This is a genomic window from Paenibacillus wynnii, assembly GCF_000757885.1.
Lineage (GTDB): Bacteria > Bacillota > Bacilli > Paenibacillales > Paenibacillaceae > Paenibacillus_AQ > Paenibacillus_AQ wynnii.
The window spans coordinates 1,150,377-1,171,292 of sequence record NZ_JQCR01000003.1 but is presented as its reverse complement, the minus strand read 5'-3'; the positions used below and the strand labels follow the sequence as shown (position 1 = coordinate 1,171,292).

Here is a 20,916-nt window from a genome sequence, read left to right as displayed (position 1 = left end):
CATTATTTCACAAACTTTCATTCCGAATAGGAGAGATTATAATGACAACATTTAAAACGGATTATGTAACTAGAAACCTTCTGCAATTATGCTATAACTGTGAAGACGCTCACTTGTGTGAGACTGAAGAAAAATGCAGAGCTTGCTGGGCAGACAACGGAATGATGCCGGAACAAAATGATGAAACCAAACAGCTATTAGATCTTGTACATGCTTAAATTAAATATCCAAACGTATAGATAAGACTACACATTTTCTTTCTTGAACCTAAGAGAATGTGTGGTCTTTTTTGTGCGCTTAACCACTTTATTAATGCTGTATGGACTAGGTCTAGCATATATATGAAGAAACGTCCACGCAACGAAGGGCAGAATAAGGAGTTAAGGGGGAATTAGCTATGGGAATAGGGCCGGAGTCTTCATGGATGTTTGATTTTACCGGAACGGTTATACCCATCTTCTTAGTAGTGATGGTAGGTATTATTGCGGTATCCGCTGGCAGGGGCATACTTCAGTGGAGTCGGAATAACAGCTCACCCCTGTTGACCGTCCCTGCTCGCATTGTCAGTAAACGTAGCGAAATCCGACAGCAACAACAAGATGAGGGGACTTCGAGCCGTACAACAACAACCTACTACTTGACGTTCGAGCTGTCTGGCGGGAATAGAATGGAATTTAGAGTAGACGGCCATGAATTTGGAATGAGTGTTGAAGGTGATACGGGCTCCTTAACATATCAAGGAACGAGGTACCATGGTTTTCAGCGTCAGCATTTGTATTCTACAGTTGAGAGGGGTTAAATGAAGGTTGTTCTACTATATAAGATGAACTTAAGATTTTGCTACATTGGGTTTGGGTCGTAACTACGGTGAATGTTGGACTTCCAGCCGCTGTTGTCTCCGGATTTCTGGATTTTTACCGCTAGTAGCGGATGAAATCCGGAAACAAAGGCGGACGCTACCGCTCTTCCAGTTCCAAAATTCCCCTCCGTTACTTCAATCCTTTTTGTCAGTTTATCAAGTTCAATCTATATAGCCCTTTTATAAAAGAGACTCAAATATCCCCTTGTTTCGTTTACATCGAACAAGGGGATATTTAGGATGTTACTCTAAACACTATAAAATGGAGCGTGAATTTAACGTGATTTTTAAACATAAATCAGTTGTTGTTACAGGTGCCGGACGATGGAGGAGAAATCATTAATATTTCATCCACCCGTTCCTTGATGTCTGAACCCAATAGTGAAGCCTATGCTGCTTCTAAAGGAGCCATATCTGCACTTACACACACCATGGCTGTAACTTTGGGAAACGACGGAATTACCGTAAATAGTATCAGTCCCGGATGGATTGAAACGAATGATTATAGTAAGCTTCGTTCGGTTGATCATAGTCAGCACCCGTCAGGACGAGTGGGTAAACCTGAGGATATCGCCAGAGCATGTCTATATCTAACAGCTCCGGATAATAACTTCGTAACGGGCGCTCAATTGATTAATGATGGAGGAATGACCCGAAAGATGATTTATGCAGATTAATACTCCGCCCAAGTAAAGCAACTGAAAAAACTTAAGAACAGTCACCTCTTAGGCAAACGCACATACAATACATCGTGCAGTCAAGGAACATGATGTTGACTACAAGGAGTTCTTAAGGAGGAGAGAGAGTGGCCGTCATTAAGACGAATTCGGAGGATGTAAAAGTGCTTGCACGGCTAATGAGGGCAGAGGCTGAGGAAGACGGAGAACAAGGAATGCTGATGGTCGGTAACGTCGGAGTGAATCGGATTCTTGGTAATTGTCTGGACTTTGACAATATCCGCAATGTGGATCAGATGGTCTTTCAGAGTCCAGGCGGCTTCGAGGCACCCAGCAAAGGATATTTCTATCAACGTGCCCGTGAGAAAGATATACGTCTAGCTAAACGTGCAATTGCTGGAGAACGAGTACGGCCAGCCTCCAATGCTCTGTGGTTTTTCCGCCCTACTGGAGCCTGTCCAGCCACCTGGTATAATCAGCAAAATACGGGCCGCTATAAAGCCCACTGTTTTTTTACTCCATCGAGTTCAGAGTGTCCGGCAGTATTTTGAGAACCGTGTAATAGAATAGGAGTCCATGCTCCACATAACTTTTAGGAGGTTCAGAAAATGATCGTTCAACCTTACCGTCCAGTGACTTATACGATTGGCAGTGCTTCATCAGGGATGCCCGGAATGGGCAACACAACGCAAACGATGCCCGGAATGGGCAACACAATGCAAGGGATGCCTGGAATGGGCAACACAATGCAAGGGATGCCTGGAATGGGCAACACAATGCAAGGGATGCCGGGAATGGGCAGCACAACGCAAATGATGCCGGGAATGGGCGGGGGAGCAGCTATGGGCGGAGGTGGTGGAGGCGGCATGACCAGCCAACCGCCACAGGTCACCAGTGGTAGTCCGATGACGCCCACGGGAACTGTAGTGTCGACCCCACAGCCTGTATTCGAGCAATCCTATATTGAGAATATTTTACGCCTTAATTTGGGTAAAACAGGTACGTTTTACATGACATTCGAGAATAATTCAGAGTGGAATGCAAAGATATTTAAGGGCGTTATAGAGGCTGCCGGTCGTGACCATATCATTATTAGTGACCGGGCAACGGGTCAGCGGTTTTTATTACTTATGATTAATTTGGATTATGTAACTTTCGACGAGCCTCTTACTTATCAATACCCAGGTGCCGCTGGCAATGGCAGCAGAGCAACTTCGCGTAACTGCTGGTAAATTTAAGCCCTCCTCAACAGGAGGGCTTTTTCATTGTGTTAAAGTTAAAGAATAGGGACAAGTATGATTCCTCTCAGAGCCTCCTAGAGCCCGAATGCTTCTGAATAGTCAAAAAAATGCTTGTATAGCCCAATCTGTCGGCATACGTTGACGTTTGACTGTGTAGATTATAAATATATATAATAAAGTATATATTTATTATTCGTGGTGCAGTCAGGAGCTGAGACACTTGGGAAGTTGATGGAGAAAGGAACGAATGGCGATTTACAGGCTAACACTTTAAAAAAACGAAGGAGGTGTGCCTATCCGTCCTGCGAGGAGAATGGCGGATAGGAGTATAATTTGAGCGACCCTTTGCCCGGTATGTTAAATGTAAGTTTAATTGTTCTGTTGGTGCTGTTGAACGGTTTTTTTGTTTCGGTTGAGTACGCGATGGTAAAAGTCCGTAGCGGCCGTATTGATACTCTCATTGAGGAGGGCAGCAAAAGAGCCTTAGCAGCACGGAATATCGTACACAATCTCAATGCCTATCTATCAGCTTGCCAGCTTGGCATCACGTTAGCTTCGCTAGCCCTCGGTTGGCTTGGAGGACCGGCGATAGCTAAGTTAGGAAGGCCGTTGATAGTCGGCTTAGGATTTGGAGAAACGTCCGTACACGTCATCTCACTCCTAATTGCCTTTTTTCTGATCACAGTTCTGCATATTGTGCTTGGAGAATTAGCCCCCAAAACCATTGCGGTTAACAATGCAGAATCTGTGCTGTTATTGATGGCTGGTCCGATGAATGTCTTTTACAATCTGATGTACCCGTTTATCTGGATCGTCAAAGGTCTGGCTAGCGGGCTGCTGAGTGTATTCCGGCTGGCACCTGCCTCAGAGCTTGGAACAGCTCATACAGAGGAAGAAATTCGTATTTTAATGCAAGAGAGCAATAAAAGCGGACTCATCGATAAGACTGAAATGGATCTCGTAGATAATATTTTTGAATTTGTGGATACAACGGCCAGAGAAATTATGATTCCTAGAACGGAAATGATCTGTTTGAGCAATCATCTTTCTGTGGAAGAAAATCTTGAAATTGCTTATGACGGCATGCGAACGCGTTACCCGGTCTGCGACGGAGATAAGGATCATATTCTGGGCTTTATCCATATCAAGGATTTGATAAGGGAAAGTGCACCTAATTATCTGAGTTTAATTCGTCCAATTCTAACTGTTCCAGAGTCCATACAGATCAGTGCTCTGCTTAAGGTAATGCAGCGTGCCAAGACGCAAATTGCTATTTTGATCGACGAATATGGCGGTACTTCCGGTCTGGTTACTTTGGAGGATATCATGGAAGAGATTGTGGGAGAGATACAGGATGAGTTCGATGAGGAACGTCCTGGTGTCGAGAAGCTGGGTGAAGGTGAACACTCGGTCGATGGATTAATGCTTATTGAAGAAATTAATGATCGATTGGGGCTTCATATGGAAACGGACGATTATGACACGATAGGCGGCTGGCTCTATTCCAAGCTGGAGATCAATCCTCCCCAAAAAGGACAGTCCGTAGAATTCGATAATCACCTGTTTATTGTAGATGAGATGGATAGTAAACGTATTTCCCGTATTAAGGTGACAAAAATCCAGTTAATGATTGAAGAAGCTGGAGCATAACAACAGCAATTATATAGATCTTATGGGCATGGTGCTGAAAAAGCGCTGTGTCTTTTTTTATTGGAAAAAGATTCTAGTTATATATTGCCGGGTAAATGATTAATAAAATAATTGTGTAGTGAGAAGAGAGGAGAGAACGGCAATGTCTCATCCGATGAGTCCTTTTAACGAGATGCATGTCATCCTCTCCGTGCTTATTGCATTTCTGGCTTGCTTTATGTCTATTGATCTTACGGACCGACTCTTTCGTGGAACTAGAAAACACAGTTTAATACTTCTAATCTCATTCCTAATGGGATTGGGGATATGGGCGATGCACTTTATTGGTCTGCTCTCTATAGATTTCAATAATGCTTTAACCTTTCAAATACCGCTGTTAGCTTTCTCTCTGCTAATTCCTGTCGCATCCTCCGGTATATCCTTATGGCTGCTCTGCTCCAATAATCGCAGTACTTTTAAGGGGATTTTGTCCGGTGTTGCATTTAGTGCGGGTCTTCTTCTTATGCATTATAGCGGGATTAGAGCGATGAGGCTGACAGCTTCATTCGAACAAGATACCTTTTCTATAATCCTTTCTTTTGTATCCGCATTTGTATCCACTGTAGTGATTGCTTCATTTAAGTTGAGGTGGTTGAGGAAAGAATACAATTTATTTTCCTTCAGAAAAATAATAATAATACTGCTGTTAACCGCCTCGGTGACTACAATGCACTATACAGCACTGAGAGGCACTGCTTTTTCTGAGCCTTCACTTCATGCCCTCCAATGGCCGCTTTTAGACGATTCTTTGCTCGTTTATATGGTTTGCGGTGCGTTCTTGTTCATTTTATCGTTATTTGTAAGAGTGTTGTACAGGGATCGGAAAAGCGTGCTTACTAAGGCTCGTTATTATGAACAACACTATATGACACTTTTTCAATTTAGCCCAGACATGGTTATTTGTATTGATCCTGTTCAAAAGGCGATCATTAGCGTGAATCCTGCCGTATTTGATACCACCGGTTATTCCAAAGAAGATCTCCTGGTTAATCACGGCGAGGTATTCAGCGAAACTGATAAGTTGATATTGGAAAAGGCTGTAATGAAGGCAGCCGATGGGAATTCCAGCAAGCTTCAGGTCACCATTCGCACGAAAAGTGGTATGAATTTAGTTTGCAGTACCACGGTATTTCCTCTTAAGGCAAATTATCCATATTTTGTGTATATAATGGCCAAGGATATTACTGAGCATGTTCGTTTTCAGCAGGAGCTTATCGTTGCCAAAGAAGCGGCAGAAGGTGCCGCCCGAATGAAGAGTGAATTTTTGGCTACAATGAGCCATGAGATTCGTACCCCGTTGAATGGCATAATAGGCATTAATGGACTTCTTGCAGATGAGTTAAGTAATCTAGATCATTTAGAACTGCTGAAGCTGCAGGCCAAGAGCAGTCAGGCGTTGCTTAAGGTAATAGATGATGTATTGGAGTTGTCCAGTATGGATGCGAATGCGGTTCAATTGCATACAGCACCCTTCCGATTATCTTTGCTGATTCAGGAATGTATGGATCTATTCTTGGTAAATATAAGTGAAAAGAAATTATGTTTGGAATTTCATGTCGCTGAAGGTGTTCCTGATGTGTTAATTGGTGATGAAGTGAGAATTCGGCAAATCTTGGTGAATTTAGTCGGCAATGCAGTGAAGTTCACTTCCTTTGGAACCGTGAGTCTGAGGATTGAACCGTATAGCACCAGAGAACCTTATTATGGCCTACAATTTAAAGTGAGAGATACCGGGATAGGATTGGATCCTACGAAGCTTGAATTCCTATTCGAGCCCTTTACTCAGCTAGACGCTGCTAATAATCGTAAATTTGAAGGGATAGGATTAGGCCTTGCAATCTGCAAAAAGTTTGTTCATCTGATGAAAGGAAAGATCTGGGCGGCATCACCCAAGGAGGGTGGAGCGGAATTCATCTTCCGAATTCCTTTAGAGATTCCGGATTCAGTTATAATATCTCCTAATAATAGGATGGAGGATAGGGAACCCCCTATTAAAGACGAGGAATCTAGTTTGCCAAGGGGAGTCTATTAATTATATAATTTTTATTAATAGCTTAAACATACTACTCCCCGTCCAAATCGGACAGAAAGGAATTCCCCCTTGAGCCCAACTAAAAAAAATACTACCCAGGCCCCAAATCTCAGTAAACAAGAGAAGCGGATAGCAGCACAGGCACGACAGAAACAGAAAAACCGTATCTTTATGATAAGCACTATAGCTCTAGTGGTTATTCTTTTTGCAGGCTTGTTTTATCTGGCTTCCAGAGAGAGTGGTTCCAGTAAAACCGCTGAGTTTGATTACAGCAGCATGCCAAGATTGGGTAAAGAAGATGCTCCAATCAAACTTGTTGAGTTTGGAGATTTTAAATGCCCGGCTTGTGCAGATTTCACACGTTTAATCAAACCTCAAATCGTTGAGGACTATGTAGATCAAGGGAAAGCAGCACTCTATTTCGTGAATATGTCTTTCATAGGCCCTGATTCCACAACGGCTTCACTTGCGGCGTTATCCGTTTATCATCAGAATAATGAGGAATTTTGGAAGTTCTACGATGCAATTTATGCTAATCAAGGTGTTGAAGCTGAAGAATGGGCAACCAAGGATTTTCTGGTGAACCTGGCTAAGCAGGAGAAACTATCTATTGATTATGACCTCCTCAGCAAAGATATAGAAAATAAGACCTATGCTGATGAATTGGAGCAGGACAATGACCTGGCCAATGAAAACAAAGTTTCTAAAACCCCTTCATTATTTGTAAATGGAGAGAAGGTTCTTGACCCTTTCAACTATGAAGCAATTAAACAAGTAATAGAGTCGGCTGACAAAGCAGTTGCTAACCCATGAGCCGATTCAAGTTGTTTTGCCGCCGTCATTGCTTGTATTTGGCCTGGATTGTATCGATTGTCGCCGTTGCTGGAAGCTTATACTTAAGTGAGGTTCTAAAATATGAACCTTGTAAGCTATGCTGGTTCCAGCGTATCTTCATGTATCCGCAGTTATTTCTACTGGGAATCGCCACCTATCGTAATGATAAACGCATTATCCCTTATGTGTTGCCCCTAAGCCTAATCGGCGGATCGATTTCTATATATCATTATGCCGAGCAGAAAATTCCGGCCTTAAGTAAGATTATACCGTGCACGATCGGTGTTCCTTGCAACAAGGATTATCTTAATTTTTTGGGCTTCATTACAATTCCACTGCTTGCACTTATCGCTTTCACATTGATATCCATTTTGTTATGGAATGGACGTAATTATAGTGAAGTTGAGAGCGATGTTGAGGATGAACATGAAAGCATTGAAAATTTGAATTAAAACCCGTTACAAAATGATGACAAAACCCTATAAACACACGGGGTGAAGTGATAATAGAAGAGAATGAAAGAGATCAACCTCTAGGACTGCAAATTTGCGGAAATTGGTTACTTTTTCATTCTTTTTTCTTTTTTTTCAATGCTTTACTGTTACCCCTATGTAGACTAATATTAGACCTTGTGAGAAGTTGAATATGCGCTGAATTTTCCGTAGGAAAAACGGGGGAACCAAACTTGACCTACAGGTCAAAAGGGGTGAATCGGCACCGGGTGAAAGCCCTGGTCCGTAGGGCTACCACAGTCCGAATCCGCCAGCTAACCTCGTAAGCAAAAGTGGGATAATGACTATGCCTAAGCATACGGATCATTTCCGAATGCTTATTTTTGTGCCTGCATTTATGAAATCCACTATTGAAAACGGCGCACGGAATCCGATTCAACCCACCAAAGAGAGGAACTGTTTCTAAAATGGTAAGCAAAGTAAAACGACTTTTAATTGGTCGCCCAATGAAATCGAACGAACTCGATCATGAAAAGTTAACCAAGGTGAAAGCACTCGCAGTTCTGTCATCGGATGCCCTATCATCAGTGGCCTATGGAACGGAACAAATCCTAATTGTGCTGGTAGCTGCAGGATTTACGGCTATCTGGTACTCATTGCCGATTGCAATAGCTGTATTGGGTCTACTGGCAATTCTCATATTATCTTACCGGCAGACAATCTTTGCTTATCCCCAAGGCGGCGGTGCTTATATTGTTGCCAAGAAGAATCTGGGTATTCCAACAGGTTTATTAGCAGGCGGTTCCTTGCTGGTGGATTACATTCTGACTGTTGCTGTAAGTGCCTCGGCGGGTACAGATGCGATAACATCGGCGTTCCCGAGCCTTCATAATCATACGGTTCTAATTGCAGTGGTTGTAATTCTGATCTTGACCATACTTAATTTGCGTGGAGTCACGGAGTCTGCATCTTTCATTGCAATACCCGTATATCTGTTTGTTGTTGCTATCTTCGTGTTAATTATCTCTGGAGTAGTTAAGTATGCTGCGGGCGGTATCCATGCGAATGTTCCGGAAATGGGAGCAGTAGTATCCAATGTAAGTCTGTTTCTATTACTTAAAGCGTTCAGTTCTGGTTGTTCGGCCCTAACCGGTGTGGAAGCTGTATCCAATGCGATTCCTAACTTTAAGGCTCCCGCTGAAAAAAATGCGGCGAAGACCCTAGTTCTTATGGGGGTTATCCTTGGAAGCATGTTCACAGGCATAACACTTTTAGCATATTGGTATGGAATTATGCCAAATGAAAAGATGACCGTCATTTCACAAATCGCAGAGTCAACCTTTGGACGTGGGGGTCTTTACTTCTTTATTCAGGGCATTACAGCAGTCATTTTGTTCTTAGCTGCAAATACAGCATACTCTGCGTTCCCGCTGCTCGCATGTATGTTGGCTAAAGACAAATATATGCCTCATGCCTTCATGGTCCGCGGCGACCGTCTAGGGTTCTCAAATGGTATTATATTTCTTGGTGTAATGTCGGCATTGCTTGTTGCTGCGTTTCACGGAAATACAGAAGGTCTAATTCCACTGTATGCCGTGGGTGTATTCATTCCCTTTACCCTTTCACAGCTAGGAATGATGGTTCGTTGGTATAGACTCAAGCCTAAAGGGTGGAAGAGTAAATTTGCTGTAAATACGGTGGGGATGCTTACCACATTAACGATTACCTTAATATTTATTATTACCAAGTTCTCCAGTGTGTGGATGGCATTCATTTTCCTGCCGCTTGTTATGTTCGTTTTCTTCCGTATTTATACTCACTATATGAATACTGCAGATCAGCTTCGTATCCAAATGGATACAGAGAAACCGATAATCAAGGGAAGTACAGTGATTGTCCCGGTTTCTGGTGTGACTCGTGCCGTTCTTCATTCGATTAGCTATGCCAAATCACTGACCGAAAATGTGGTTGCCGTTTATATTGGTTTTGATGAAGAAGAAATTTGCAAGATGGAGCAGAAATGGGCAGAGTGGAATCCGGGAGTGCGTTTGATCGTGCTTCGTTCACGTTATCGCAGTATCTTAAGACCGCTGGTTAAGTTCATTGAAACTGTAGAATGGAAGACTTCATCCACGGATCATATTACGATTCTGATTCCACAGTTCATTACGAAGCATTGGTGGCAGGCGATTCTCCATAATCAGACCAGCATTTTCATCCGAACTTATCTTATGAATCAGAAGGATATTGTTGTCGCAACAGTCCCTTACCACTTGCACAAATAACACTTTCTATTAACAGCAGCCAGTCCTGAAGTTTGGGAATAGGCTGCTGTTTTATTTATATGTTGACACGGATAATGATAATCAATATCATTTAAAGATAAGTACATTACCGAATCTCATGACTGAAATCACAGCGGATCATATATTCCTTATGAATAGTGACAAAGAAGATTATGCAGGTCGGTGTCTACAGATACTAAGACCTGCCTATTTTTGCCTATGCAGAATGTACATAATAGAACTATTTGCGATAAAGAGAATGATTGTTGTTATCATTTGAGTAGGAGAAATACTAATCTTTGGACTTGCAGCTATTATGGTGGGTTTAGCTTACTCTGTCACTGTGGGGGCAGCATCAAGTCATACAGGAGCTTCGCATCCCTCGTACATTGGCAGGAGCTATGGTCAGTGCCTGCTTCGCGGTGGCAGGTGCAATGATGCAAAGGATGAGCACGTAACCCGCTTGCTGACTTCGGTCTTCTAGGGTTGAATGCGGGGGCGGGAGTGGCACCACTCTGGTTAACTTTTGTGTGAGGTTTTGGGATTTGAATCAGATATTATGACTGACCTATACAACATCCGGGGTGTAAAGGTGGATCAGATCTGAACTGAGAACAGGAGGAGAAGAAATGAAGGATGATCTATTGATTCATGAACTGGCAACCCAATTCGACCTACAGCTTTCGGTTCCGGAGGGTACACTATTTTCGTTTGCAGCGGCCGATCTGGTAAAGGAAGAGAAGATGCAGGAGTTCATTGAATGCTATAAACCCTTGATGAAAGCGCTCGATGATACTGCCGTGGCTGCCTATTTCGCCAGCTGGTTTTCAAGTGCAGCTATGGCGCTGCAGTATTCATTATCTGTTTTTAATACGGTTCCGAACATGAGTCTGTCTAATCTTACAATTCACCTTGTACCCGCGAGTGGTTATTGCCGAGTAGTGTATGTTATGAATCAATGGGACACGATTAAAGGGCCAGAAGATAAGGTCGAACGGGATCATTGGCGTCATTTGGTGCTTGCGGACTTTTATAAAAATACAGCATTCCCCCTTATTCGTTGCATATCTGCTCTTAGCGGTCTAGCCGCAAGTCAAATTTGGGGCCAATTTCCTACTAAATTCAATTATTATCTGGAGATTTTGATTAAAGGTCAAGACAATGCCGACACTATTCATCAACTTCAAATGGACTACGAAAGTCTAAAAAATGATTTGTCTCCTGAAATCTTCGGTTTAGCCAAAAATCCGTTTCAGGTACAAGTTCGAAGAATTGAAGATCTAGCTGATCCGGAAAAAACAGTGCAGATGCGGAACCGCTGTTGCCTGTATTACCTTACTGAAGGTGGGAGTTATTGTTATACATGCCCTCGTCTGAATGAGAACGAAAGAGTCGATCGAAGAGAGAAATTCAGAGACAGGAAGAGTCGAGCTGATTCAAATAAATAATGGCTTTGATGACATAATAGTGCTCCCATCATTGACAAAGAAGCCTGTTCGTTGTTAAAGTTGGGGTTGCAATAATCCCGCTTAAGGAGCATGAAATATGAACATAAGCAAAATACTTGAGGATTTACAAAAGCTCGTTAAGGCTGGAATTCTAAAAAGCCACGAGTCCTTAAAAGATCATGTGTTTACAAAAATGGGCGGTCAGGCTGATATTCTCGCTATTCCCACCACTTATGAGGAAATTCAAAATATTGTTACATATGCGCACCAGAACGGAGTCCCGTTGACTGTTCTTGGGAATGGGTCGAATGTGATCATCAGGGATGGTGGCGTACGTGGAATAGTTCTGCAGACCTCCAGCTTGTCAGGCATGGGGATAAAAGAAGATAACGTTTTATTCGCTCAATGCGGCGCCAAAATTATTGATGTCTCCCGGTTTGCCCTCGAAAAGGAGCTCACTGGGCTCGAATTTGCCTGTGGAATACCCGGGACAGTAGGAGGAGCGCTGTATATGAACGCTGGTGCCTATGGAGGGGAAGTCTCCCATGTGCTTCAGAGTGCATTAGTTCTGCGGAAAGATGGCCAAATCGATACGATGCACGGAGATATGCTCCAGTGGGGATATAGAAAAAGTATATTTGCCAGTGGAGAGTATATTGTATTGGAGGCACTTTTTTCCATGAGGGCTGGAACATTTACTGAAATTAAGTCCGCTATGGATGATTTGACTGAACAACGGGAATCTAAGCAGCCGCTTGAATACCCTTCCTGTGGAAGTGTCTTCAAGCGCCCACCTGGGCGGTATGCGGGACAGTTGATCCAAGAAAGCGGATTACAGGGTACCCGGATCGGCGGGGCGGAAGTTTCAAGAAAACATGCTGGTTTTATTGTAAATGCAGATCACGCTACAGCTACAGATTATATTGGATTAATTCATCATGTACGCAATACGGTAAAAGACAAGTTTGATGTTGAATTGGAGACGGAAGTCGAAATTATCGGTGAAGAGTAGTCAAAAAAAGAGGCTGAGGGAGGTTCCCTTCAGCCTCTTTTTTTGCTTTTATTCCTCTATAGAGAGAATATATTTAGCCCGCTTGGTATTGACTTGAAGTTTCTTCTCGTCAGAGGGGCCCATATTGAGCCCGCTGACAGCAATCTCATAACTATGTTGCGGCAACGGGACTCGCTCACCGTCAGCGTTCGTGGTGTTACCAGTCCCTTTTAGCACCAGTGCATTATCTAAATAATCGTCGACGGTATCCTCACCATTTCGAAACTCAACACTTTCCAGCTTAAAGTGGACGATATCCATGTCCTCAAGCTCGTGTTTTTCAATGACAAGGGTCTGCTCAACATGGGTATTTAACCAGTCAGACAACATACTTACGTTTTGTTCCATGAGGTGATCCCATCCTTTAGGAGATTATAAAAGTTAAGTTACCCATATCCTTGAAAATGAATCCAATATTTTAACTATAGGGTATGCAAATAGTGATTATGGCATTAAATATTAATAATATTAATAATATTAATAAATCAATCTATATAAGCTGAACAAAAGAAAATAACAAAAAGCGAAAAGGAACGGAAGAGAAATCTGGATACAACAGCGGCCGAAAGTCCAAATCTTCACGGTAGCCTGGTTTGCACACAAAGTATAATGCGTGTAATCCGATTCTAGAATATCCATACCTATTGACCGACAAGAAATTGTTGAATGCTGCCATGTGGGGCGCAATATCAGGTTCAGCGGTGATGATTGGGGCGTTGCTCGCTCTGTATTTAAATATCCCGAAGAAGCTCATCGGTTGGATTATGGCCTTTGGTACTGGAGTGTTGATTGGTACATCTCCCGTAAAGGGGGAGCAGGTCGTAAACGTCCGGTTAGAACGGCTGGAAAGGATAGTCAATCGGGAGTCGGAGGAATGGCGATTTTTGCCGGGACGGTGCATGATGCCATACCTGAATCCATGATGCTCGGTTCAAGTCTGATTGGTGGGAAGAGTGTAAGTCTGCTGCTGGTCATCGCCATATTTATCAGCAATATTCCAGAAGGACTCTCAAGTACCGCAGGATTAAAGTCAGATGGTTATACAAAAAAACGTATAGTTCTTTTATGGTCATCTGTGTTATTGATTTCAATAATAGCCACAATCGGGGGCTATGTTTATATGGAACATGTGTCTGACTACACCACTGCTATCATTGCTTCCTTCGCGGGAGGTGGTAATTTCGCCATGATTTGTTCGAGCATGATGCCGGAGGCGTATGAGGAAGGCGGTTCGATAACTGGATTTGTGGCCGCGCTAGGATTGCTGTGTTCGCTGATTTTGGACCACATGTAACACTTGTCTTGTTACTGCTAATCATGGTATAGTACTAGACGCACATTAAGTATAAAGAAGAAATCTGCGGCTATTATAATGCGCAGGAGAGGTTCGAAAACTCCCTCTATAAAAAACTAAGACCGCTATCGAATATAAGGCAGCATCTTCATCAATCATAGGCTGGATGAGTTCAGGTTTACTGAATCTCTAATTTCTTATATGCAGCGTAATAACGGCCACTTTATGGACTTAGGGTGGAATCCGTTTCTTAGTAGAGCCTGTTTACGAAATCTCGTTCTTCTTTCCCATAGGGTGAAAATTACCGAAGGAAAAGAGAGGGGTTTTTTGTCATGTCAGAAGGAAGAATTAAAGAGGATATGCTGGAAGTCACATTGCTTGGAAATCAAGGTACTGCTTATAAGTTCGGGTATGATCCCGACATTCTTGAAGTGTTTGATAACAAGCATCCAGGCCGCGATTATTTTGTTAAATTCAACTGTCCGGAATTCACTAGTTTGTGTCCAGTAACCGGTCAGCCTGATTTTGGCACTATGTATATTTCGTATATCCCGGAGCAAAAAATGGTGGAGTCCAAATCCTTGAAATTATATCTATTCAGCTTCCGCAATCATGGGGATTTCCACGAGGACTGTGTCAACATCATTATGAATGATCTTATCGCTCTTATGGAGCCGCGTTATATTGAAGTATGGGGTAAGTTCACACCGCGCGGAGGAATATCCATAGATCCTTACTGCAACTGGGGTCGTCCGGGAACTAAATATGAGGCAATGGCCGAACATCGCTTGATGAATCATGACTTGTATCCCGAAAAGATTGGCAACCGTTAATAGGTTAGGCTCAAACGAAGGAGATTATTATAATGAACAAAAAAGCACTTGTCGTATTTAGCGGCGGGCAGGACAGTACAACTTGTCTGATCTGGGCTATGCAGCAGTTTGAGGAAGTACAGGTGGTAACCTTTAACTATAATCAACGCCATGCAGCTGAAATTGAGGTTGCAACAGCGATTGCCAACAAATTCAATGTTAAGCAGCATATTTTAGATCTGGGCTTACTGAACCAGCTAGCTCCTAATGCTCTGACACGTAATGATATTGAGATTGCTGCGGGAGAGGGCGAGGAACTTCCAAGTACATTCGTAGATGGTCGAAACCTGCTGTTCTTATCTTTTGCCGCAATTATGGCTAAGCAGTTTGACTATAATCACATCGTAACAGGTGTATGTCAGACAGATTTCAGCGGTTATCCCGATTGCCGGGATGTATTCGTGAAGTCTTTGAATGTGACGTTGAATCTTTCAATGGACTATGAGTTTGTAATTCACACCCCACTGATGTGGCTCGATAAAAAAGAAACTTGGCAAATGGCAGATCAATTAGGTTATTTCGATTATGTCCGTGAGCATACACTAACTTGTTATAACGGCATCATAGGCAGCGGCTGCGGAACCTGTCCGGCTTGCGAGCTGCGCAGCAGAGGGCTTCAGCAATATGAGGCGGAGAGAAAGAAGGTCGACTCTTAATGCTTAACGAGGTTTCAGTATGTAAAATCTTTACCTTTGATTCAGCCCATCAACTGGTTGGGCATAAGGGTAAGTGCAGTAACCTGCATGGACATACCTATAAGCTTGAGGTTGTTCTAAAGGGGCGCCCCCTTACGACTGAAGGGCATTCGGATGAAGGGTTCGTTATAGATTTCAGTGATATGAAAACCCTTGTAAAAGAAGCCGTGGTTGATCGCCTGGATCACTCATTTCTAGCCATGGGCAACGAACCTGTTCTGGAAACGCTTGTGAGTACGGGCTCCAAGGTATCTCATTTATCTTTTCGTACAACCGTTGAGAATATGTCTTGTTATATCGCATATCAGCTGAAGCTGGCTGGCCTTCCACTATATTCGGTTAAGCTGTGGGAGACACCTACTGCATGGGCTGAGGTACTCGCGGAGGATATTCCTGATGAGGGTCCGGCTTACCGCCTGTATGGGGGCTGTGATTGTGAGTAAAATACCCGTTATTGAAATGTTTGGTCCGACCATTCAGGGTGAAGGTGCGGTTATTGGTGTCAAAACCATGTTCGTACGTACTTACGGCTGTGACTATCGTTGCAGCTGGTGTGATTCCGCCTTTACTTGGGACGGCTCTGCTAAAGATAAAGTGCGTATGCTTAGTGCCGATGATATCATTGTGGAACTGACGGAGCTTGCCGGCAATAACTTCAATTGTGTAACCATCTCGGGCGGTAATCCTGCTCTAATCGGTGAGGGCATGATGGATCTTATCGTTAAGCTTCAGGAACGCGGGATAAAGGTAGCTATCGAAACACAGGGGAGCAAATGGCAGGATTGGCTCAGCAGAGTGGATATGCTGACGATCAGCCCTAAACCGCCAAGCTCCGGTATGACTACAGATTGGTCTGTGTTGGATACACTTATGAGCAGAATAAAGACAGGCAATGTGTCTTCCTATAGCTTGAAAGTAGTTGTGTTTGGAGATGAAGATTACGAGTATGCCCGGACTGTTCATGAAAGATATCCTGATGTTCCTTTTTACCTTCAGACGGGGAATGAGGATGTGACTGAAGAAGGGGACATTTCCTGTCGGCTGCTGGGACGTCTGGAATGGCTGTTCAACAAGGTGATTGTGGATCCACGGATGAACAATGCTAGAGTGCTTCCACAGCTGCATGCCCTTATTTGGCATAATAAAAGAGGGAAATAATCCTTCAAATAGAAATAGTATAGACAGTTCCTATCGGTAGGAGCTGTCTTTTTTTCGGCTATACTGATACAAAAAAGCTTCGAACGTCGTCTTACTTATAGCTGCAGCAGATAAGGAGGCTTTACCAAATGGAAATTCCGGAGTCCGAAGGGTTTCGAACGATATTTTATGAACACTATCCGATTGTAAGAAGAAAGCTGGTTGCCTTGGTACGTGATGAGGTTGCTGCCGATGACCTGGCCCAGGATGTATTCTTAAGGTTATACCGTAACCCGCCAAATGATCCGGCCGCGTTAGGTGCTTGGCTACATAGAGTTCTAACTCGGATTGGATACGATTATATGGATAAAAAAGCAAGAGAGCGGAGATTGCAGAGCAAACAGGAGATGTATTTCGATACGGAGGCTTCCCTACCCTCAGGTGAAGACGCTATGCTGCGTAAACTAGATCAGGAGGATATTCGTGAATGGCTGGATGGACTTCCTGACAGAGACCGACAGGCGCTTCTGCTCCGCTATTCCGGGTATAGTTATACGGAGATTGCAGGGGAGCTTGGTGTTAAGCCGCCGGTTGTAGGGACTCTATTGCACCGCGCTACCCAAAGATTAAGGCAAAATGCAGCAAAGTCACTCCCACAGCTCGATTAGACAGTAAGAGAACGATTAGGAGGTAAATATTAATGACTAACAAACCTATAAATGATGATAGTGATAAGCAAAAAATCGAGGAGGCCTGGAGCCTCATGCAAAGTAAGCTTGCAAATGAGCCGGTAAACCCTATTTGGACGGAGTGGGGACAGCACGCAGAACAATCAACGCCAAATGGCAATGAAGAAGTCACTAGTGTTCATACTACGGATGCAAGTACGCCAATGGTGCAATCCGTATCTCCATTAGAGTTGCAAGGCAAACTTGGAGTAAATACACAAGCATCACCACGAACAAAGCAAAGAGGGATGAACCGCCGTCGCAAATGGGCCACCGTTGCTGCAGGTGTAGCTGTCTTTGCCGCAATCCTCGCTACACCGGTTGGCAATACCGCAATGGCGTCCATCTTGAATCAATTTCGTATGCAGGATGTAACGGTTGTTAATGAAAGTGATCTTCGAAATATATTCACTCAGATTACAGAGAATGGTGACATTCAAGAGTCGGCTAATAAGTTCGGTATTTTCTCCAGCTCATCAGGTTCAATTACCGGCGACATGCCTTTGGATAAAATTTCAGATACCCTGGGTTATGCGCCTCTAAGCACTGTCGTAACCGATAGCCAGAAGACCGTTAGTGTTAACCCTTCACAAGCGATTACACTCAATCTTCATGTAGATGAGGTGAATAAAGCAATGAAACGGTTGGGAGCAGAGCAGTTATTGCCCCAATCGATTGATGGGAAGCCAATTACGCTCTCCATCCCAGAAATGGTGAATTACAACCTATCACCTGATAAGGAGCATTGGGCTAGTCTATCGCAAATGAACACTCCAACCATAACTGTTGATCCCTCTATTAAGGTGGAAGAGGCGGTTGAGGCTATAATTAACTTCCCGCTGATGCCGGATTATTTGAAATCTAGCTTGAAGCAAAGCCGGATTCTATCTGGTGAAATTCCAATGCCGTTAATTGCTGTAGAGGGTACTGAGCAATTGACTATTGGCAGCACAATCGTCATTTTGAACCATTATGACAGCAATAAAGAAACTATATATGACGCAACATGGGTTTCAAATGGACAATTGTTTCAGTTCCACGGAGGCGACATTTACGAAGGCAAAGAAAAATTCATAGCTAAGCTTCAGGAGTTGATTCAATTATGAGTGTTGCAGCGATAGAAGCCACAGGATTAACCAAAGAATACACAAATGGGCGTGGCTGCCGTGACGTAACGATTTCGGTAGGGAAAGGGGAAGCCTTTGGCTTCCTCGGCCCTAATGGTGCCGGCAAAAGTACCTTTGTCAAAATGCTGGTAGGCCTCATTAATCCTTCATATGGGAGTGCAACTATATTAGGCCACAAGATCGGATCACTGGAAGCTAAATCATTAATAGGTTATTTGCCGGAATTGTACCGCTATCAGGAGTGGCTAACTGGAGAAGAAGTGATAAGGCTTCATGCACGGTTATGCAAGATGGAACGTTCCACAGCAGATCAACGAATTCCTGAGCTACTTGAGAAAGTTGGAATTGGAAGGCGTGGAAGAGACCGAGTTAAGCATTATTCCAAAGGAATGCAGCAGCGCCTGGGTCTTGCTTGTGCACTGGTTAATGATCCTGCTGTCTTGTTTCTAGATGAACCGTCTTCCGCACTGGATCCGATAGGTAGAATGGAAGTTAGATCAATTCTGGAAAACTTGAAGAAGAAGGGGACAACGATATTCCTTAACTCCCACCTTCTAGAAGATGTTGAACTGTTATGCGACCGGATGGCACTGTTAAATGATGGTGTGATCCTGCGTCACGGTAAAGTATCTGAGGTGCTGAATAAGCGAACAAGCTGGCATTTTAAAGTCGGCGGGTTTTCGCCTTTTTTGCTGTCTTGGTTGAATGAACGCAGCGGTTTGCAAATTAGTCTTTCTACCTCAAATGGTGACTCCACAACTTTGGATTTCCCTACGTCACTGGACAACAGTATAGTTTGGTTAGAAGCTGAACTGGAGAATGAGGAGCAAGCTGGGTGGTTGAATGCTCTGATTGTAGAGCAAGGAATGACTCTATATGAGGTTTCTCATAAGAAAGAACGTCTGGAAGAATGGTTTATGAGTGCCGTATCGGGCCTCAACCATAGAGGAGAACGGGCATGAACATAATTATGAGTATGACATGGAAGGAATTACTGCGGAAAAGGGTTATGCTGCTTACATTGATTATGACTGTTGTATTTCTGATCGGGTTCTGGTTTGTGGCTGGAGCCATAGGGGGAAATGATTCATTCGTGGGCACTGATATAAGTAGTGCTGAGCAGTTGATACAACGTTTTGCGAATGGAGCATTCATTTTAACGTTCGGTTTTTTCTTTGGAGCGTTTGTAATTGCGTTTCTGTCCATCTTTAGCTCTTTCTCAGCTTTATCTGGAGAAGCAGAGCAGGGAGTGCTGCAGGCTTTACTGCCTCGCCCGCTTCCACGTTGGAAATGGTATCTTGGACGTTGGCTGGGATACGTAATATTCGGAGCGGCTTATGCTTTGCTGCTGTTTATAGCTATTTTACTAATAACTCAAGCCCATGCTGCTATTCCTAGAGATTTGTTTGTTTTATTAAAATCTTTTCTACTGTTCGCTTCCGTTGTCCCGGTGATCATTTCAATTTCCATGCTTGGCTCGGGATTTTTATCGGCGATCGGTAATGGCGTCTTTATGACCATGCTCTACGGAGCGGGATGGCTTGGAGGTATGATTGATAAAGTGAGCGGATCGCTTCCTTTGAAGCCTGATGCCCTTCAGTCTCTTCAAAATATGACGGGAATAATGTCACTGCTCATACCTGCAGATGGTTTACAACGTAAAATGATTGCTGAGCTCTTCAGCTTTAGTGAGCTGAGCGGCATGATACCGATTAATGAGAGCTTCTTCGGAGTTGCTGATGCGATACCGTCTAATTCTTTTGTGATCTATGCTGTTTTGTATACGGTAGTTGTACTTTTAATGGGTATGTATCGGTTTGAACGAAAAGATTTATAATAAAAACCCTCTTGAATCGTCAGCCGGCTTCCAGTTCGGTTGTACATCAAGAGGGTTTTTTCATGGGATAGAGGGTACGGATAATATTTCGATATCCTGCTTTGGTGTCGGCTCATTCTTGCCCGTGCGCTGACAGTAGTTGTATAGAATATCTATAAAGCCCTTTTGTTTTCCTGTTAAGGAAGCCAAAAGGGCTTTTAGATAAACCGCAGCATTAATTGTTTACGCCGATCTTAACCCACTCTGTTGACCAATTACCGATTTCTCCAAGAATGGGGGCCAGCGCTGTACCTTTACTTGTAAGCGAATATTCAATCCTCACAGGCATCTCCGGATAAACGGTACGCTCAATGATTCCTTCATTCTCCAATTCCTTAAGTCGATCTGATAAAACTTTGCCGCTGAGATTAGACAGACAATGCTCAATTTCACCAAACCGGCGTGGGCCGGGCATAAGAACGAATACGATGAGCGCTACCCAACGCTTACTCAGCAAATCAACTGCTTTTTCAAAGCGTGGACACATTTCAAATTCATTCATCAGGTTCACCCCTGCATTCATTATATCACAAACTTACAAAAAGTAATTATTAATATTTAAATATATGTTATTACTTGACGAACTTATATTACAATGTTAAACTAACTTACAAATAGT

The 20,916-nt window shown here is 43.3% G+C and carries 22 protein-coding genes, 2 pseudogenes and 2 riboswitches; of the genes and pseudogenes, 22 read left to right on the top strand and 2 right to left on the bottom strand.

The genetic code is table 11. The features are described from left to right. The first annotated feature begins 41 nt into the window (after nt 1-41). The 13 genes and pseudogenes from PWYN_RS29660 to murB all read left to right on the top strand — a co-directional run bounded on the left by PWYN_RS29660 (nt 42) and on the right by murB (nt 12,529). Entirely contained in the window at nt 42-218 is a 177-nt protein-coding gene (locus PWYN_RS29660) for a hypothetical protein (RefSeq protein ID WP_169744137.1), read from the top strand. Between the two features lie 185 nt (nt 219-403). Next, a complete protein-coding gene (locus PWYN_RS20760) occupies nt 404-799 on the top strand; it encodes a DUF2500 domain-containing protein (RefSeq protein ID WP_036659027.1) in 396 nt (131 codons plus the stop codon). Between the two features lie 353 nt (nt 800-1,152). After that, nucleotides 1,153-1,536, top strand: a complete 384-nt coding sequence (locus PWYN_RS20755; RefSeq protein WP_084146840.1) for an SDR family oxidoreductase — start codon at nt 1,153-1,155, stop codon at nt 1,534-1,536. A 128-nt stretch (nt 1,537-1,664) separates the two neighbouring features. Then, nucleotides 1,665-2,087, top strand: a complete 423-nt coding sequence (locus PWYN_RS20750; RefSeq protein WP_036655809.1) for a cell wall hydrolase — start codon at nt 1,665-1,667, stop codon at nt 2,085-2,087. Nucleotides 2,088-2,360: 273 nt separating this feature from the next. Continuing rightward, on the top strand, nt 2,361-2,768 hold the full coding sequence (gene gerQ / locus PWYN_RS20745; RefSeq protein ID WP_420805820.1) for a spore coat protein GerQ: 408 nt from the start codon (nt 2,361-2,363) through the stop codon (nt 2,766-2,768). Nucleotides 2,769-3,110: 342 nt separating this feature from the next. After that, nucleotides 3,111-4,427, top strand: coding sequence for a hemolysin family protein (locus PWYN_RS20740; protein ID WP_036655805.1), 1,317 nt, complete (start codon nt 3,111-3,113; stop codon nt 4,425-4,427). A gap of 142 nt (nt 4,428-4,569) precedes the next feature. Beyond that, nucleotides 4,570-6,498: an ATP-binding protein gene (locus PWYN_RS20735; protein ID WP_052088234.1), complete on the top strand. Its 1,929-nt coding sequence runs from the start codon at nt 4,570-4,572 to the stop codon at nt 6,496-6,498. A 69-nt stretch (nt 6,499-6,567) separates the two neighbouring features. Next, nucleotides 6,568-7,311, top strand: a complete 744-nt coding sequence (locus PWYN_RS20730) for a DsbA family protein (RefSeq protein WP_036655802.1) — start codon at nt 6,568-6,570, stop codon at nt 7,309-7,311. After that, entirely contained in the window at nt 7,308-7,784 is a 477-nt protein-coding gene (locus tag PWYN_RS20725; protein ID WP_036655799.1) for a disulfide oxidoreductase, read from the top strand. The genes PWYN_RS20730 and PWYN_RS20725 overlap by 4 nt, the downstream gene beginning before the upstream one ends. A gap of 186 nt (nt 7,785-7,970) precedes the next feature. Then, nucleotides 7,971-8,128: riboswitch (cyclic di-AMP (ydaO/yuaA leader) on the top strand. Between the two features lie 123 nt (nt 8,129-8,251). Further along, entirely contained in the window at nt 8,252-10,069 is a 1,818-nt protein-coding gene (locus PWYN_RS20720) for an APC family permease (protein ID WP_036655798.1), read from the top strand. 350 nt (nt 10,070-10,419) lie between these two features. After that, nucleotides 10,420-10,573 (top strand): annotated as a pseudogene (locus tag PWYN_RS29380) (iron chelate uptake ABC transporter family permease subunit); the annotation flags it as partial. A 125-nt stretch (nt 10,574-10,698) separates the two neighbouring features. Then, nucleotides 10,699-11,517: a (2Fe-2S)-binding protein gene (locus PWYN_RS20715; RefSeq protein ID WP_036655796.1), complete on the top strand. Its 819-nt coding sequence runs from the start codon at nt 10,699-10,701 to the stop codon at nt 11,515-11,517. Nucleotides 11,518-11,614: 97 nt separating this feature from the next. Beyond that, complete coding sequence (gene murB, locus PWYN_RS20710) at nt 11,615-12,529, top strand: UDP-N-acetylmuramate dehydrogenase (RefSeq protein WP_036655795.1); 915 nt, start codon at nt 11,615-11,617, stop codon at nt 12,527-12,529. A gap of 48 nt (nt 12,530-12,577) precedes the next feature. On the opposite strand, the gene ymzB is transcribed toward murB, so the two are convergent. Beyond that, the gene (ymzB, locus tag PWYN_RS20705) at nt 12,578-12,916 is read right to left on the bottom strand and encodes a protein YmzB (protein WP_036655794.1); all 339 of its coding nucleotides are present in this window, start codon (nt 12,914-12,916) and stop codon (nt 12,578-12,580) included. Between the two features lie 311 nt (nt 12,917-13,227). Between ymzB and PWYN_RS20700 the strand changes: the two are divergent. From PWYN_RS20700 to PWYN_RS20660, 9 genes and pseudogenes are all read left to right on the top strand, one after another. After that, a pseudogene (locus PWYN_RS20700) lies at nt 13,228-13,862 on the top strand (ZIP family metal transporter). An 82-nt stretch (nt 13,863-13,944) separates the two neighbouring features. Further along, a riboswitch (PreQ1 riboswitch) is annotated at nt 13,945-13,988 on the top strand. A gap of 206 nt (nt 13,989-14,194) precedes the next feature. Next, nucleotides 14,195-14,695 carry a preQ(1) synthase gene (gene queF, locus PWYN_RS20695; RefSeq protein ID WP_036655793.1) on the top strand — a complete coding sequence of 167 codons (501 nt, stop codon included), beginning with the start codon at nt 14,195-14,197 and terminating at the stop codon, nt 14,693-14,695. Nucleotides 14,696-14,727: 32 nt separating this feature from the next. Then, on the top strand, nt 14,728-15,390 hold the full coding sequence (queC, locus tag PWYN_RS20690; protein ID WP_036655790.1) for a 7-cyano-7-deazaguanine synthase QueC: 663 nt from the start codon (nt 14,728-14,730) through the stop codon (nt 15,388-15,390). After that, nucleotides 15,390-15,872, top strand: coding sequence for a 6-pyruvoyl trahydropterin synthase family protein (locus tag PWYN_RS20685; RefSeq protein WP_036655787.1), 483 nt, complete (start codon nt 15,390-15,392; stop codon nt 15,870-15,872). The genes queC and PWYN_RS20685 overlap by 1 nt, the downstream gene beginning before the upstream one ends. Next, entirely contained in the window at nt 15,865-16,587 is a 723-nt protein-coding gene (gene queE / locus PWYN_RS20680) for a 7-carboxy-7-deazaguanine synthase QueE (protein ID WP_036655782.1), read from the top strand. Before PWYN_RS20685 ends, queE begins: the two co-directional genes overlap by 8 nt. 128 nt (nt 16,588-16,715) lie before the next feature. Continuing rightward, complete coding sequence (locus tag PWYN_RS20675) at nt 16,716-17,234, top strand: sigma-70 family RNA polymerase sigma factor (protein WP_036655780.1); 519 nt, start codon at nt 16,716-16,718, stop codon at nt 17,232-17,234. A gap of 32 nt (nt 17,235-17,266) precedes the next feature. Beyond that, nucleotides 17,267-18,400 (top strand): hypothetical protein, encoded by a 1,134-nt coding sequence (locus PWYN_RS20670; RefSeq protein WP_036655779.1) that lies wholly within the window; start codon nt 17,267-17,269, stop codon nt 18,398-18,400. Continuing rightward, a complete protein-coding gene (locus tag PWYN_RS20665) occupies nt 18,397-19,383 on the top strand; it encodes an ABC transporter ATP-binding protein (RefSeq protein WP_036655778.1) in 987 nt (328 codons plus the stop codon). The genes PWYN_RS20670 and PWYN_RS20665 overlap by 4 nt, the downstream gene beginning before the upstream one ends. After that, the gene (locus PWYN_RS20660; RefSeq protein WP_036655776.1) at nt 19,380-20,258 is read left to right on the top strand and encodes an ABC transporter permease; all 879 of its coding nucleotides are present in this window, start codon (nt 19,380-19,382) and stop codon (nt 20,256-20,258) included. The genes PWYN_RS20665 and PWYN_RS20660 overlap by 4 nt, the downstream gene beginning before the upstream one ends. Nucleotides 20,259-20,472: 214 nt before the next feature. On the opposite strand, the gene PWYN_RS20655 is transcribed toward PWYN_RS20660, so the two are convergent. Beyond that, nucleotides 20,473-20,799 carry a winged helix-turn-helix transcriptional regulator gene (locus PWYN_RS20655; RefSeq protein ID WP_036655774.1) on the bottom strand — a complete coding sequence of 109 codons (327 nt, stop codon included), beginning with the start codon at nt 20,797-20,799 and terminating at the stop codon, nt 20,473-20,475. Nucleotides 20,800-20,916: the final 117 nt, after the last annotated feature.